Annotated in this window: 15 protein-coding genes and 1 tRNA gene; 11 read left to right on the forward strand and 5 right to left on the reverse strand. The window is 23.9% G+C overall.

The window, feature by feature from the left end; translation table 11 throughout:
- Window positions 1-58: 58 nt before the first annotated feature.
- Together BZ132_RS03660 and BZ132_RS03665 are read right to left on the reverse strand one after the other, a co-directional pair.
- A complete protein-coding gene (locus BZ132_RS03660; RefSeq protein ID WP_112149492.1) occupies window positions 59-277 on the reverse strand; it encodes a hypothetical protein in 219 nt (72 codons plus the stop codon).
- Window positions 278-337: 60 nt separating this feature from the next.
- Window positions 338-2,458 (reverse strand): hypothetical protein, encoded by a 2,121-nt coding sequence (locus tag BZ132_RS03665; protein WP_112149493.1) that lies wholly within the window; start codon window positions 2,456-2,458, stop codon window positions 338-340.
- Window positions 2,459-2,777: 319 nt separating this feature from the next.
- On the opposite strand from BZ132_RS03665, the gene BZ132_RS03670 reads away from it, so the two are divergent.
- The 7 genes from BZ132_RS03670 (at window position 2,778) to BZ132_RS03700 (ending at window position 8,264) form a co-directional block, all read left to right on the forward strand.
- On the forward strand, window positions 2,778-3,344 hold the full coding sequence (locus BZ132_RS03670; RefSeq protein ID WP_011406342.1) for a hypothetical protein: 567 nt from the start codon (window positions 2,778-2,780) through the stop codon (window positions 3,342-3,344).
- A gap of 80 nt (window positions 3,345-3,424) precedes the next feature.
- Window positions 3,425-3,934, forward strand: a complete 510-nt coding sequence (locus tag BZ132_RS03675; RefSeq protein ID WP_011406343.1) for a hypothetical protein — start codon at window positions 3,425-3,427, stop codon at window positions 3,932-3,934.
- Between the two features lie 2,216 nt (window positions 3,935-6,150).
- A tRNA-Asn gene (locus BZ132_RS03680) sits at window positions 6,151-6,223 on the forward strand.
- Between the two features lie 199 nt (window positions 6,224-6,422).
- Window positions 6,423-6,770: a hypothetical protein gene (locus BZ132_RS03685; RefSeq protein ID WP_286940521.1), complete on the forward strand. Its 348-nt coding sequence runs from the start codon at window positions 6,423-6,425 to the stop codon at window positions 6,768-6,770.
- Between the two features lie 7 nt (window positions 6,771-6,777).
- A complete protein-coding gene (locus BZ132_RS03690) occupies window positions 6,778-6,939 on the forward strand; it encodes a hypothetical protein (RefSeq protein ID WP_286940522.1) in 162 nt (53 codons plus the stop codon).
- Between the two features lie 224 nt (window positions 6,940-7,163).
- The gene (locus tag BZ132_RS03695; RefSeq protein WP_286940523.1) at window positions 7,164-7,571 is read left to right on the forward strand and encodes a DNA adenine methylase; all 408 of its coding nucleotides are present in this window, start codon (window positions 7,164-7,166) and stop codon (window positions 7,569-7,571) included.
- Between the two features lie 21 nt (window positions 7,572-7,592).
- The gene (locus BZ132_RS03700) at window positions 7,593-8,264 is read left to right on the forward strand and encodes a hypothetical protein (protein ID WP_286940524.1); all 672 of its coding nucleotides are present in this window, start codon (window positions 7,593-7,595) and stop codon (window positions 8,262-8,264) included.
- Between the two features lie 308 nt (window positions 8,265-8,572).
- Here BZ132_RS03700 and BZ132_RS03705 read toward each other — a convergent pair whose 3' ends face one another.
- On the reverse strand, window positions 8,573-8,953 hold the full coding sequence (locus BZ132_RS03705; RefSeq protein WP_011406349.1) for a hypothetical protein: 381 nt from the start codon (window positions 8,951-8,953) through the stop codon (window positions 8,573-8,575).
- Window positions 8,954-9,401: 448 nt separating this feature from the next.
- Here BZ132_RS03705 and BZ132_RS03710 point away from each other — a divergent pair, with 448 nt between their 5' ends.
- The 3 genes from BZ132_RS03710 to BZ132_RS03720 all read left to right on the forward strand — a co-directional run bounded on the left by BZ132_RS03710 (window position 9,402) and on the right by BZ132_RS03720 (window position 12,378).
- Window positions 9,402-10,622, forward strand: coding sequence for an ATP-binding protein (locus BZ132_RS03710; RefSeq protein WP_286940525.1), 1,221 nt, complete (start codon window positions 9,402-9,404; stop codon window positions 10,620-10,622).
- Between the two features lie 176 nt (window positions 10,623-10,798).
- The gene (locus tag BZ132_RS03715; RefSeq protein ID WP_181454835.1) at window positions 10,799-11,089 is read left to right on the forward strand and encodes a transposase; all 291 of its coding nucleotides are present in this window, start codon (window positions 10,799-10,801) and stop codon (window positions 11,087-11,089) included.
- Window positions 11,090-11,229: 140 nt separating this feature from the next.
- Entirely contained in the window at window positions 11,230-12,378 is a 1,149-nt protein-coding gene (locus BZ132_RS03720) for an NAD(P)/FAD-dependent oxidoreductase (protein WP_286940527.1), read from the forward strand.
- Between the two features lie 84 nt (window positions 12,379-12,462).
- On the opposite strand, the gene BZ132_RS03725 is transcribed toward BZ132_RS03720, so the two are convergent.
- Entirely contained in the window at window positions 12,463-12,693 is a 231-nt protein-coding gene (locus BZ132_RS03725; protein ID WP_011406352.1) for a hypothetical protein, read from the reverse strand.
- 377 nt (window positions 12,694-13,070) lie between these two features.
- Here BZ132_RS03725 and bsh point away from each other — a divergent pair, with 377 nt between their 5' ends.
- Entirely contained in the window at window positions 13,071-14,051 is a 981-nt protein-coding gene (bsh, locus tag BZ132_RS03730) for a choloylglycine hydrolase (RefSeq protein WP_286940528.1), read from the forward strand.
- Window positions 14,052-14,119: 68 nt separating this feature from the next.
- On the opposite strand, the gene BZ132_RS03735 is transcribed toward bsh, so the two are convergent.
- The gene (locus tag BZ132_RS03735) at window positions 14,120-15,139 is read right to left on the reverse strand and encodes an MtaA/CmuA family methyltransferase (protein WP_286940529.1); all 1,020 of its coding nucleotides are present in this window, start codon (window positions 15,137-15,139) and stop codon (window positions 14,120-14,122) included.
- Window positions 15,140-15,689: the final 550 nt, after the last annotated feature.

The following is a 15,689-nucleotide window of genomic DNA, read 5'->3' on the forward strand; positions in this document are numbered from 1 at the left end:
TAATATAACAATTATTTACTCAAAAAATATACAAAAAAAGTATTTATTAAAGATGATATTACTCTAATATAATATTTTCTAGTAAAATATCTAATTCATCATCTATTTTTGGGGAGATTAATTCTATTTTTTCAGTTTTATTTTCTTTATCAACACCTGCACTTATTATACGTGGTGATGTTTTAATTTGTTTTTTATTTATTTTTTTATTATATACTATGTTTACATGTTCAAGGTGTCCTTCATTAAATTTTATTTTTATATTTTTAATTTTCATAAATCATGTTCTCCTTTTTTTATACAAAAAAAATAACTTGTAAGAAAACTATTTTTTTATTTAATTTACTATAGTAATCTTACTATTTAATTCACATCTTTCATATATACTATCACCATATACTACTGTTAGATTATATATCTTTGAACTCATAGGTGGTAGAGTGTATGTTATAGTAGCTATTCCATTTTCTACTGTTGCATATATTATGTTTCCAGATGGATCTTTCAATGTTTTTTTATTTATTTTAAATATAACATGTCCTGTATTTACAGTTTTATTGTCATGTGTTACATTTACTGATAATTTTATTGTTTCATTTGATTTGAATGTAGTTTGAGATGTGTATGTTAGTGTTACATTCTCTTTAAGTAATGTTATTGTTGAATTATTTGTATTTGATAGATAATGTTGATATCCACCATATACTGCTGTTAATGTATATTCTGATTTTCTCCAATTTTCTGGTATTGTGTAGTTAGATAATTGTGCTACTCCATTTTCTACTCTTAGGTATATTATATTACCATTATCATCTTTTAGAGTTTTACCATTTATTTTAAGTACAACTTTTCCTCCATGTACTGTTTTATTAGTTTCATCTAGTACTTGACATGTAAGATTTACTTTCATATCTCTATATGTTGTTATATTATTAAGTAAAATTCTTGTTTTAAAGTGGTTATTATTATCTAATGTATTTATGGTATTTGTCGTGTTTATAGAAATATCTCCAGCTTTTCTTTTAGATATTAATGTATTGTTTACTATTGTGTTATTATTTGATCCAAGGAGTGTTATAGTATGTGTTGTATTTGTTAGTATCATATTTGTTGTTATTTGATTATCTGTGGACTCTTTAAGTAGTATTCCCACATCCTCATTTTTTAGTGAATTTAATTTTATGTTATTTTTATGTATTGTGTTGTTTTTTCCATTTATTATTATAATTCCATTGATATTTTGTCCTGTTATACTTATTTTATTATGATTTATTTGTGAATCTTTAATATTTCCAATATCCATTGCTGTTGAATAATTTCCATCTACTTCTATTCTATTAAATAGTATGGTATTATTTCTAGTTTCACCCACCATATTATCCTTTGAAATTGCAATTCCATCAGATATATTTTGTGAAATACTACTTATGTTGTTGTATGTAATTTGAATGTTACTTGCTGCAGAAAATATTTGAATACTATCAGCAAATGCTAATCCATGACTTGTAATGTTGTTGTAATTTATTTTATTATTGTTAATATTCTGACCTAAATTAATTCCATATACATAATCATGTCCTGTTGTTATTATATTGTTATATTCAACAGTGTTATTTTCTGCCTTATCTCCATGTATGGCTCCTTGTATTGTTATTGATTCTATTGCTCCATAAGGTATTTTTGATATTGTAGAATATGTTGTTATGTTATTGTAGAGTACTTTATTGTTGTTTGATGTTATTGCTATGGATAGTGTTCTTGCAAGATCTGGATCAGAGTACCAGTCAATTTCATCTGATGGTCCTCCAACATGTATATTGTTATTTATTATAGTTGAATTGTTACCTGTTATGTATATTGCTTTAACATCGTTTGTTGTATTGTATGTTATGTTACAATTTTCTATTATTGTATTTTCTTTTTCTATAACTATTGCACTGTTTTTATTTGTGTTGTTAAATGTTATGTTACTGATTTTTATTGATGGTAGTTGTATATTAATTGTTGAATCATGTAGTAGAGCATTTTTTCCTGTTATATTGAATGGTACTGTGTCTATGTAGAATGTCTTATTTTTGAATTCTCCAGTTAATGTTACTGTTGAATGGGATAATGTATTATCTAGTACAAATCCATCTTCATCAAAGTAGTCATCGTAGTTTGTATTGTTTATTATATAACTGTTTTTGCTTTTAAGATTTTTTGTGGAATGATTATTTTTTGAAGTTTCTGTTAGTTGATTAGATGTTGTTTCAATGGTTTTTTTTATCTTAGGGTTATTTATCTGTTGTGATTGTATATCATCTGTACTTTGTTGAATGGGACTCTCTTGTGTTGTAATAGTATGTGTTTCCATGTTTTTAGTTTGAGTGTTTGTTTCTGTTGCATTGACAATAGACAAGCTAAGTAGTATGAGTAATGATATTAGAAAAATATGTAGAATATTTTTCTTTGTCATATTATAACTTCCATTATTTTTTTTATAATAAATTTTATTCTAAATAAATTTATATGAATTAATTTATATTTATTAAACTATTTAAATAGTATGATTTTTTTTTTAAAAAAAGAGTTTTATCTATGAATAATATATAGAATATCCTAGTATGATATGAAGTTTCTATTAAACTTATTTTCATATCAAGAATAATTCTTTTTTCATATAGTTAAAGTTATATTTAGTTAAATGTGTTGACTTCTTTTAGTAATATTTCTAAAGTTAATATATCATGTTAAATAGAAAATAATATATTTATATAATTAAGGAATGTAGTTTAATGAGTCATAAAACAAAGAAATTAGAAATATTAGATATAGATGATATTAAATCCCTAGAAAATAAAAATCTTTCTAAAAAAGTAAATCATTATCTTCAAAAAACATTATTTACAATTCGCATATTATTTAGACACAATGAAGAAAATATTGATGATCTTATAGATTTTTATTATTATATTGAGGATGTATTGGATGATAAAATATATTTAGATGAGGATGAATTAAAAATATTAATCTATAGAGTAACAGATTTAGTGCTTAATATTGAAGATTATGGTGTATGTGGTGGTAGTATTTTAATAGAACCTTTGTCTCAACTTGAAGGAGCTTTGTTATTAGAATTAGAAAAATTTAAATTAAAAATATTACATGAAGAAGATGAACTTTGGCAGGAAATAATAGATTCTCAAATAAAAGATAATGAAGTTGAATTTAATGTTCTTATTAAAATATTAGGTGAAGATGATGTTGGTACTATTAAAAAAGAAGTAGCTACTTTACTAAAACAGAATTATCAGCAAGAATATTTAACATACCTTTCTAGAAAAGATTACCTTGAATACTAAATACTTAAATAATACAATAACTAAATTAAATACTACAAGTATTTAGTAAAAATATGAAAATATAAAGGTGAGATATATATATGAAAACTAATCATCCACATAAAAAAGTAATAGAAAGTGTAGACAACCTCAGTGTATTAGTTACAATATTATACAATTCAAAAATTGCTTATGTAAAGAAAAATCTAAGTATTCATCTACATAAAAGGGAGATATCATTATTATCAGATATTCAAAAACATACGAAACCACATCATAAAAAAGTAAGAATAGCTAAATATCAAGAAATAGATAAAGAATCTAAACATTTCCAACTACATCAAGAGATTTTCCTAAAAAGATATAAAAAATTAGAGAAAAAAGATATTATTAAATTAGAATATGAATGTGATAATGGATTACCATATGATATGACATTTACACAGAAGGGATTATCTATTCTTGATGAAATAAGTAATTTAGAAAAAGAATGGAATGAACTTGTTATGGATGATATTGATGGTGATATTATACCTCTTCTTCAGAAGATAACAATTAATGCAATGGATATTAGTTATAATATTCAAAAAGAAACAAAAAATATATATTAAATATTATTTTTTTATCTACTTTTTTTATTTTTTTTAAAAAATTATTATTAATTATTCGCTATTTTATTATAAAGTTTATTGTTTTGTATAACATATATTATTTTTTTATAAATTATTTCTAAAACATATAAAATAAATCTTTAAATATTAAACAATGTATATGTAAATTCCTTTTAAAACTATAAATAATACTATGTATATATTATTATATGTGAAAGATAAAATAAAATAATTAAAAAATATTATAAAAAATATAATCATTATTATGAAGGTGAAAAAAAATGAAATCCACATTAAAGAAATGTTTCATTAAAAAAATGATGTCTAAATATCTCTTAATATAAATTGAAAATAACACCTAAATCATGTTATTTTCTCCATATTATATTTTCAAAAAAAAAACTAGAAAATAATAATATTTCAAACTAAATGAAATATACTATTATAAATAAGAAAAAAATACATATATAATCCATAATATTAAACATTGTTTATATAAATCCCATTTAAAACTATAAGTAATATGGGGTATATACTATAATTAGTAAACATTAATATAATAACTTTAATGTAGGTGAAAGATATGGTAGTAACAAAAAAATTCTTAAGAAAAATGATGTTAAAATACACATTATAAAAACAAATTACTCTTTTTTATAAATTTTCTATAACTTATCTAAAAACTATTTTTCCAAAAAAAAGATAAGGAGAGATTAATATTCTATTTTTATCCATATGGACCTCTATATGCATAAGGGCTATTATGTAATTTATAATCCATTGAATCAATTTCACTTCCAGTTAATATACCATCACCATTACTATCAGATTCATCAAACATTCTTTGTTTAACATCCTGTGGTGTATGTGCTGTGTTAATATCATTAGGTGAATAAATTACATCACCCTCATAATCAGACGAATGGGTATGTGAATGACTACTAGAATCTGTAGAAGATNACTACCTGTTGACACACTACTTGGTGGATTTGAAGCCGTAGGTGTTATTAAATTAGATGCATTTAAAATCTTACTCAAAGATTCACTCATAGTACTACTTCCATCAAAAAGCACTACACTGGATTTATTTATTGTTTTAGCAGCATGTACTACATCATCAACATTATTACCTGTAATTACAATCATACAACATTTTTCCATATCAATATCAAAGTAGGTGTATGTTCCACTTTTATTAAATACTGATATGTTGTTGTATGTGGTGTTGACTCCAAAATTTTCTCCAGCTTGTAAACCTATTTCCTCTGATGCATTTGTATCTAATGGATCATTTGCTATTTTAGCTGACCATGATCTTATTGTTAAATTATTTTTAGTATCATTGTATATGTTATAGTTTTCACTACAATTAGTTACTATAACATTACTCTCTGGTACCTCTAGTGTCATTTGACTCATGGTTATATTCTTATAATTAGGTTGTATTGAAACATATGCTCCAATACCAATGACACATAGAAGTATAATGGCAATTACAATGATTAATACATTCTTTTCTCGCATTTCTATACTCCGTTTTTTATTTTTTTATATATATTACTATTTCTAATTTTAAATAAGCATAAATATTATGAATATATCTACATATTATAAGAATTTTTATTTTCAAGTTCAATTATTAGTAAAAATAATAAAATATCTATTTTAAATTTAATTATTTAAACATTGTTTACATAAATCCAATTTAAAACTATAAATAATATAGTACACATACTATAAATAGTGAACATTAAGTATGTGAAATAATTTATAAAAGGGTGAATAATATGGTTGTAACAAAAAGATTTTTAAAGAAAATGATGTTAAAATACACATTATAAATACATTTTTTTTAGTAAACAAAACTAATCTCCATTACAATAGACTTTTTTTATAAGACTAATTTTATTACTTAAACATTGTTTAAGAAAATAACTTCTAAAACTATTTATAACATATTAAACATATGATTAAGTGGAACAAAATATATGAATTCCACTCAAATAAATGAAAAAAAGTTATAAATATATTTTTTATAATAGTATTATTTAATTAAGAAAGATACTTAAAATAAGTTAAATTACTACTAATAAAAAAGTAAAACACTATAACTTTTTTTTTAAATATTTTGAAAAATAAACAAATCTTGAAAAAATATAAAGCAAACATTTATATACTAAAACAAATAGACAATAATATAGAATTGTAGTATATATGCCGTCGTGGCTCAGTAGGTAGAGCGTTCGGCTGTTAACCGATTGGTCACAGGTTCAAGTCCTGTCGACGGCGCTAACAATTCTTTCTTTTTAGAAAACTATTTATATAGATATTTAAATAATTTATAGAAATGATACTCATTGAAATTTAGAAATAGATTATTAAACTACTTAACAGGCTTATTTATAATGACAATAGGCATAGCCTTTTCAATAAAATCAAATCTAGGAGTTTCACCAGTAAGTACCATTCCCTACACATTAACAGTAGTGTGGCATGGGAAATAGGGCTGGCAACAACAATCTTTCACTGTTTTTTAGTTATATTACAAATAATACTCCTTAGAAAATCATTTGAAATAAAAAATCTTACACAAGTAATTGTGGGAATTATATTTGGATACTTCACAAGTTTTTCAGTATATCTAATGTCATTCATACCCAACTCAAATACTCTACTAATATCACTAATCTATCTAATAATCAGTATTATAGCAATAGCATTTGGAATCTTTCTTTATTTACCACCAAATATAATACCACTAGCAGGAGAAGGTGCAATGCAAGCAATAGCTATTTTAACAAAAAAAACCATTCTCAAAAATAAAAGTATATTTTGATTCAGCAATGGTAATAGTATCACTAATAACATGTATAATAATGACACATACACTAGGAAGTGTTGGACTTGGAACTATAATATCTGCAATACTAGTTGGAACAACACTAAAATACATAGTTAAAATATTTGAATATATTAAAGGATACAATTCCCTTATTTTAACTTAATACTCTGTTTAATGTTGATAATTCTTAAATATACTTATTTTATAAACTATTTAAAAATCTATTTCTATTTTTTTATTGAAAACTTTTAAAATTCAAAAAATATGCCTATATTTCTGATAGTTATATATTAGTAAATTTAAAAAAAATAGTTAGAATATAAATTATAATTAACTTTTAATTTCTTTGATAAAAAATATCATAGTTAAATTTTTTAAGGAGTATAGATGGATATGCAAAGCACGTTATTTAATTATAATAATCAAGATTTCAAATCTCAAAATAATTTTGATTCTTTCAAATTTCCTTCTACAAGATATCAAGGTAGTAAATTAAAACTCGTTGATTGGATAATAAATGAAACTAAAAATTATTCATATGAAACAGTTTTAGATGCTTTCGGAGGTACAGGTTCTGTTTCTTATTCTTATAAAAAAATAGGTAAAGAAGTGACATATAATGATATATTAAAATTTAATTACCAGTTTGGTAAAGCTTTAATTGAAAATAATGATATGAAATTACGTAATGAATCAGTTAATTTTATTTTAAATCCACATGATGATATTGAATATAAAACAATAATACAAGACAATTTTAAAGATACATATTTTACTGATGATGAAAATAAATGATTAGATATGGTTATAACAAATATGAATTACCTGGATAATGAATTTGAATATGCAATTGCATTTTTTGCACTTTCCCAATCTTGTATTATAAAAAGACCCTATAACTTATTTCATAGAAAAAACTTGTATATGCGAACTTCAAATGTTAAAAGATCATTTGGAAATAAAAAAACATGGGACACATCATTTGTTGATTGGTTTTTAAAATTTGTTAAAGAAGCTAATCATAGTATTTTTAATAATAATAAACTAAATAAATCATTAAATTTAAATGCAATTAATATAGATAATGAGTCTAAGTTTGATTTAGTATATATTGATACTCCTTATATTTCTGAAAAAGGTTCAACAGTTGATTATTATGGATTTTATCATTTTTTAGAAGGTTTATTAATTTATGATAATTGGGAAAAAAACATAGATTATAAATCAAAACATAATCGTTTAATCCCTAAAAAAAATGTTTGGAATGATAAAAAATTAATTTATAAAGAATTTGATAAATTATTTAATAAATTTCAAGATAGTATATTGGTGGTTTCATATCGTAGTGATGGTATACCTTCTGAAAGTGAACTTAAAGAACTTATTTGTCAATATAAAACTAATGTGAAAATTAAAAAATATGGTAATTATAAATATGCTTTATCTAAGAATAAAAAATCTGAAGAATTGTTGTTTATTGGTGAATGAGAATGTTTGAGAAAAAATCTAGAAGAATATGATTTATGGATACAAAAATCTTAAATCTCAATAATTTTAATGTATCTTTAATAACTCTTATCTTCATCTTTGAATATTGATTTGAATTCACTTATAATCTAATATTACATATTTTTCAGATTAGTATGATAAAAAAATTCCTTAAAAAAAATTTGTATAGAAAAGGAGAGTTATTCTTCCTTTTTAGAAGATTCTTCCTTCTTCTTTTCTTTTTCTAATTCAGATTCCTTAATTTTATTAACTAAATCATTTACTTTATTCATATTATTCATCCAATTTTATAATTTAAGTCTTTTTCTGTAGGTGAATGATTGTTTTGCAATACTAACACCATACTCAACATCAACATTACCACATACATTAAATGATACAATATCAACACCATCTCTACCATTGAAGTAGTTAACATCACATTTATGTGCAAGATCAATAATTCTATCATATGGTAATTCAATTATAACTTGAACATAATCCTCTTCTGGAACTAATTTTGCAAATTCCATATTTTTAACATAATATTTAACAGAATCATCCTTGATTTCTTCTGTTATTTCACATGTTAATTTAGTAATTCTTTTCATTAAAGATTCTAATAAACTTTTTTTAGAATAAGAATCACTATTAAGAATATCATTAATTTTCATATTTTCAAATGTCATCAATTATCACTTAGTATTATATTTGATTTTATTAATTTAAAGGCTTTGTAGAAAAGCAATATTTGTAGTATAATTTTTAAGATTATTATACTGTAAAATTGGATTTTACACTTTAAATGGAACTTAATTAAAAATTTAAGTATTAATAAAATTTAAAATAGTAATATGAGATAAAATAAGTATTAATATTAGAAAATAGAATAGATATTATTATGAAAATCGAAAACATCTATTCTACAAATACTTATTTGTCTTTTATAGTTTTTTTTCAATATTCTTTTTTAGTTTAGTGTAGGTTATTTTTTAAGATTTTTCTTATTCTTTGTTGTTTATACTTAACAAATTATAAATTATTTTTTTAAAATATTCTTATATTCAACAAATTTATAAATATTATTTAACATAAATTATTATAGATTAAGTTACTTGCATTTTAGGATGTGATGTCATGATTAGAAGAGAATCCTATTTTAAGATTATTAATGAGTTTATAGATACTAGTTTTATTAAGATTTTCACAGGTATTCGCAGGTCTGGTAAAACAACTTTATTATTTAGTGTTGTTGATGAATTAAAGAATCGTGGAATAAGTGAGGATAATATTTTTTATATTTCTTTTGAGTCCTTGAAGTATCAGAATATTACTGATTCAGTTAGTTTAAATGATTTAATTCTTGATTTGATTGGTAATGTTGAGGGTAAAGTTTATTTATTGTTTGATGAAATCCAGTTGGTTGATGGTTGGGAGAAGAGTATTAATGGTTTACATGCTGATTTTAGTTGTGATATTTATATTACTGGTTCTAATTCCATGTTATTATCTGGTGAGTATGCTACATTATTGTCTGGTAGATATATTCAGATTAATGTTTATCCATTTAGTTTTAAGGAAGTGCTTGAATATAAAGAAAAGGTGGATAATATTGAAATAACAGACAATATTGAACGACAATTGTTTGATGAGTACTTGGAATTTGGTGGTATGCCTGGACTTTTAGAATTAAGTAGTAGTATAGCTAAACGTGAAGCATTAAATGATATTTATGCATCTATAGTTTATAATGATATTCTGGGTAGGTATCCTATCAGGAAAGCTGATTTATTTAAACGTTTTAGTAATTATATTATGAATACTATGGGTGAAACTTTTTCTTCAAAAAGTATTACAAGTTATCTTAAAAATGAGGTTGAAGAAACCAGTCGTAATACTATTCTTAATTTTACTAATTATCTTGAAAATGCTTTCTTCATTTCTAAGATTAGAAGGGAAGATTTGATTGGTAAAAAGATTCTTAAAACTCAACAAAAATATTATCTTATGGATCATGGATTTCATCATACATTAATTGAAAGTAACTGGCTTAAACAAACACATGTTCTGGAGAATATTGTCTACATTGAATTATTAAGACGGGGGTATGAAATAAAGATTGGTAAAATTTATGATAAAGAGATTGATTTCTTTTGTCGAAAAGATGGATTTGAATGTTATATCCAAGTATCATATACAGTAGCAGATCAGGATACATTGGAAAGAGAAATGATTCCGTTATTAAGGTTGAGAAATCATTATGATAAATATATTTTCAGTATGGATGAACATGACATGTCCAGGGATGGAATTAAACATAGAAATATCCTAGAATTCTTGAAAGGTGATGAATTCTAAGAGAGGGGTATGATTAATTGGAACTGGATACACTAATATTTATTCAGATATATATTACAAGAATAGAATGAAAAAACCACGAAAAAGTTATATGAAAAATCATATAACAATAGACTTAGAATACATGCTAATAAGACACCAAAGTGTTAAAAAAGGTCCATGATTCGATACAGTGTTTGCAATATCAGCTAAGAAGTATAAAAGAATATAAACCAAAATACATACTTGCAGATAAAGCATACGATACAGAAAAAATAAAAAAGACTATAATCGAAGAAACAACAGCAATACCACAAACGAAGAAACACCAAAAAACAGGAAAATACAGAACAAAATATAGAGCAATATTCTGGCAAAAGATATATAATTATAGAAATCAAGTAGAATGTGTAAATAGTGTAGAAAAAAGACTATTTGGTGGAATAAATACAAGTAGAAGTAGAAAATTACAAATAAAAGAAACATAATTAAAAAATACATTTTACAATATTGATAAAACAATAAAAAATTTTAAAAAAGATAGGATTTCTACAAAGCCAATTTAAAAGTATTTATCTTTAGATAAATCTATTTAATAAGTAGTTACATATCTAACAATAGTGATATAATGGAAATTATAACAGATATATTAATAGTAGGTGGAGGACCATCTGGATTACTTGCAGCAAAAGAGGGCTGTTTTAATAATAATAAAGTAGTATTACTTGATAAAGATAACACAGACACACATAATGAATATATTACAAAAACTTCACTTCGTCAAATAGGAATAAAAGAAGATGATTCATGGATAGTAAATCAGACAAATGGATTTATATTAGAGGCTATGGATGAAAAATTAGTACTGGATAATACTACAACTGTTCAACCTGAAGAGGCATATATTATAGATAAAAATAAATTTATAAAAGCTTTACGTGATGATATAAAAGAGAATGTGGAAATTATAGATACAGAAGCTAAAACAATTACACATATAAAGGATAAAGTGGTAGTTGAGGCAGAAAATAGTACTGGAAAATATACTATTACTACAAAAATACTTATTATTGCAAGTGGATATCATGATAATCTAATAAAACAGGTAGGTATGGATTATAAAAACATGGATACTCAACATATTCTTCAATATGAATTAGAAAATACACATCTTAAAACAAACAACATAATATATTCATTTAATGAAATTGAAAATAATGCTCTAATCTCTATTTTACCTGGAAAAAATAACACTGCATCAATATCAATTACTATGAAAGATGATGCAAATATAACAGAAATATTAGATAGTTATATTAAGTCTAATAATGAACTTAGAGATTCAAACATAATATGTAAAACTTCACATATCCTACCATCTAATGGTATAATACCAAAACGTGTTGCTGATAATATAATTCTATGTGGAAATTCTGCTGGATTTGTAAATCCATTAACAATGAAGGGACTCTCTGGAGCATTAGAATCTGGTACATATGCAGGTGTGGTAGCAGCAAAGCATGTTGTTTTTGATGAATATAAAAAAGATGATTTAAAGCAGTATGTCATGTATACAGATATGTTAGTTAATGAGAATTATGAAAGATATATGGAAACTAGGGAATTTATAGAAACATTAACTCTTATAGAAGTATATGGTATATTAAGTAAGTTATCTTTTGTAGATATGTATGAGTGTGATATAGATTCATTAATTAGAACAATGATAGATGAGTCTTCAAAGGCAAATATTCATCTAAAAAATTTATATAACTAGATTTTTTTTTAATTCTTTGTCTATAGAATAAATTCTATATTTAATGTTAGGAGTAAAACAAAAAAAGGAGATATTATGGATTAATTATTTTTTATCTAACAATCCTTCTTTTTCAAGTAATCTTTCTGTTTTTGTGAAAACTGAATTTTCTTCACGGAATTTTATTATTTCATCTTTCAATTCCTCTGGAACATCAACATCAAATCCACATTCTGGACATTTAACAGATGCTCCACCACAATCATATCCACAGTCACATTCTCCTGCATTTGTATGATCAAATTCTTTTTTACAAACTTCACATGTTAATAGCATAATTTCTACCTTATTTTTTTTGTATATATTACTACTTTATCTTATCTCTATAGTTTATATAATAAAAGTTTTCTTAAACTTTCTACAAAAAGTTTTATTTAATTCAATGAATTTTTATTAAAAGTTTAATTTATTTTTATTTCTAAATATTATATAAGCTTGTTCTAATTATAAGATAATTATATATAAATAAGGTAGTATATAGAAGATTATATGAAAAATGTGGGTTTTTATTAAATTGATTCCTTTGGATATGTTATTCAATATTAGATTTTTAGGAATTTGTATTTTAAATGGTCTAAATGTATTTAACCCTATTTTTTCATATGTAGATAAATAATAGTTTTTAAAGTAAAAATAGTATGTAGGTGATTATTATGTGTTCTGCTGCAAATTACACAACAAAAAATCATTATTTTGGTCGTAACTTTGACTATGAAATATCATATAATGAACAAGTTATGATAACTCCACGAAATTATCCTCTAAAATTTAGAAAGATAAATGATATAACAACAACACACTATGCTATTATTGGTATAAGTGCAGGTATTAATGAATATCCATTGTATTATGATGCAACGAATGAAAAAGGATTAAGTATGGCTGGATTAAATTTCACTGGATATACAAAGTATCATGAATATGATTCTAATAAATTAAATATCACTCCATTTGAATTTATACCATATATTCTTAGTAAATATGAATCTGTGGATGATGTTAAAGAAGCTTTGGAAAATATTAACCTTGTTAATATAAATTATAGTGATAAACTTCCCCTTTCACCACTTCATTGGATTATATCAGATAGTGAAAGTTCAATTACTGTTGAATGTTTAAAGGATGAATTAAAAGTATATGATAATCCACTAGGAATACTAACAAATAATCCACCATTTGATTTGCAAATGTTTAATTTAAATAATTATAGAAGAGTATCTAATAAAACACCAAGTAATGATTTTCTAAAAGATTATAATCTTGATGTGTATAGTAGGGGTATGGGGGGTATGGGTATTCCTGGTGATTTATCCTCTATGTCACGTTTTGTTAAATTAGCATTTACACTTACAAATTCATTATCTGATGATTCAGAGGAAAGTAGTGTTAATCAATTTTTCCATATTCTAGCAAGTGTTGAACAACAAAATGGATGTACATTTATAGAAAGTCCTGATAAATATGAATATACAATATATTCCTCTTGTGTTAATACAAGTTGTGGAATATATTATTATAGAACATATGGAAACTCTCAGATAAATGCTGTTAATATGCACAATGAAAATTTAGATACTGATAAGTTAATTACATATCCACTTGTAAATAAGGAAAAATTTAATTTTCAAAATTAATTATTCCTTTCTTTTTTTAATTTTTGTTCTTTCATTATATTTTATTGGAGCATAATTATCATTCAATATTAGTTCTTTTCTAAGTAATATTCATTTCTTGCTTCTACAAATGCTTTGATATTTTCAAGTGGTGTTTTTGGTGCAATTCCACAACTTGGTGCTAGTATATCTGTTCCATGTTTTAGTATTTCTTTTACTTCTTCTTTTACTTCATTTGTTGTTTTATTAAGTAGTGTTTGTGTTGATGATATATTTCCAATAATAACAGTGTCTGAAGATAGGTCCTCTTTAACCATTCTTGCTTCGCCAGTATTTATTGATTCTTCTATGGATAGTCCATTGAAGTTAATTTCTAGTAGATCTTCTAGTATTGGTCTTGATTGTCCACACATATGGATAATACTTTGACATTTAATATTCTTTGCCAGCTCATTTAGTGCTTCTTTTTCATATTCTCTAAAATATTCTGGTTGTATTAAATCTGGTGATGCACTACCATCAGGTATGCATATTACATCAGCCCCTGCATTGGTATATGTTTTTGCTAGTTCTATTTGGGCATCTAACACTACATCAAGTATTGTTTCAACTGTAAAACTTTCAGTATTTAACATTTTAACTAGTTTTTCTATTCCTATAATATGTCCTGCTAGTGTAAATGGGCCAACTAATCCAACAATTACTGGTACTTCAGGGTACTCATTTTTTAGTAGTTCTATAGATTCACTAATAACAGCTAATCTTTTTTTGTTTGTATAGTCAGAGGGTATGTCTAGATTTTCAGGATATTCTATTGGTGCTTTTTCTATTATTGATGGTGGACTGTGTGAATTAGAGCTTATTTTACAACCAAATGCTTCTGCTTCACTTGTCATATCAAAGGGTATTCTTGCATTCTCTAGTTTTGCTTGTTTATAAAGGGATAAGCCTAGTTTTGTCATTTGTTTAGGGTCATAATGTGCTTGAGGCCATGATACTTCAGATGTATTAAAAGTATCAAATATTGCTATGGATGTTGCACTTATTGCTGGTATTTTTTCAACTTTTTTATTATTTAGAGCATTTTTTAAGTTATTTATTAAATCCATTTTTTTTACACCTTATGTGATATTTTGTATTTACTATTTTAAAAAAATAGTTTTTATGAGAATTATATAACTTTGGTAATTAAATATATTCTAGTTAATATTTTGATTTTATCATTAAAAATACGATATAATTAATATAATACATATTAAATTATTGTTAATATTTCTTTTTATTTTAATACCCTCCTATAATTATATATAATATTAAAAAATGATATATATCAAGATTATAAAAATATTCATGAAAAAAAGATGGCTTATAAAAATAGATTTATTATATAAACTATTCTTTGTTTAAGAAAGACTAATTTTTCATTAGAAAAAATAAATAAAAGAAAAAGATTTCTTTTATAGATATAATACTTGTTCTATTACATTCACTTTCATGTGCTTGTCTATCTACTGTTACTTTGTAACATATTTCACATATAATGAAACATCAATTCCACTTTATATTAAATACACAATTTTCCATGGTTTAATAGTTTATGTTTTTTTTTGAAAATAAGAAAAAAAACCTGAAAAAAAGAGAAATAAAACTAGCAATAAC

This window comes from Methanosphaera sp. DEW79 (assembly GCF_003266085.1).
Taxonomy (GTDB): domain Archaea; phylum Methanobacteriota; class Methanobacteria; order Methanobacteriales; family Methanobacteriaceae; genus Methanosphaera; species Methanosphaera stadtmanae.

What these genes read in the sequence shown, in the direction of transcription:
- BZ132_RS03665 (WP_112149493.1), bottom strand. Translation starts at nt 2,458, where the DNA reads ATGACAAAGAAAAATATTCTACATATTTTTCTAATATCATTACTCATA.
- BZ132_RS03690 (WP_286940522.1), top strand. Translation starts at nt 6,778, where the DNA reads ATGGTAATAGTATCACTAATAACATGTATAATAATGACACATACACTA.
- BZ132_RS03720 (WP_286940527.1), top strand. Translation starts at nt 11,230, where the DNA reads ATGGAAATTATAACAGATATATTAATAGTAGGTGGAGGACCATCTGGA.
- BZ132_RS03675 (WP_011406343.1), top strand. Translation starts at nt 3,425, where the DNA reads ATGAAAACTAATCATCCACATAAAAAAGTAATAGAAAGTGTAGACAAC.
- BZ132_RS03735 (WP_286940529.1), bottom strand. Translation starts at nt 15,139, where the DNA reads ATGGATTTAATAAATAACTTAAAAAATGCTCTAAATAATAAAAAAGTT.
- BZ132_RS03700 (WP_286940524.1), top strand. Translation starts at nt 7,593, where the DNA reads ATGAATTACCTGGATAATGAATTTGAATATGCAATTGCATTTTTTGCA.
- BZ132_RS03705 (WP_011406349.1), bottom strand. Translation starts at nt 8,953, where the DNA reads ATGACATTTGAAAATATGAAAATTAATGATATTCTTAATAGTGATTCT.
- BZ132_RS03670 (WP_011406342.1), top strand. Translation starts at nt 2,778, where the DNA reads ATGAGTCATAAAACAAAGAAATTAGAAATATTAGATATAGATGATATT.
- BZ132_RS03695 (WP_286940523.1), top strand. Translation starts at nt 7,164, where the DNA reads ATGGATATGCAAAGCACGTTATTTAATTATAATAATCAAGATTTCAAA.
- BZ132_RS03660 (WP_112149492.1), bottom strand. Translation starts at nt 277, where the DNA reads ATGAAAATTAAAAATATAAAAATAAAATTTAATGAAGGACACCTTGAA.
- BZ132_RS03710 (WP_286940525.1), top strand. Translation starts at nt 9,402, where the DNA reads ATGATTAGAAGAGAATCCTATTTTAAGATTATTAATGAGTTTATAGAT.
- BZ132_RS03725 (WP_011406352.1), bottom strand. Translation starts at nt 12,693, where the DNA reads ATGCTATTAACATGTGAAGTTTGTAAAAAAGAATTTGATCATACAAAT.
- bsh (WP_286940528.1), top strand. Translation starts at nt 13,071, where the DNA reads ATGTGTTCTGCTGCAAATTACACAACAAAAAATCATTATTTTGGTCGT.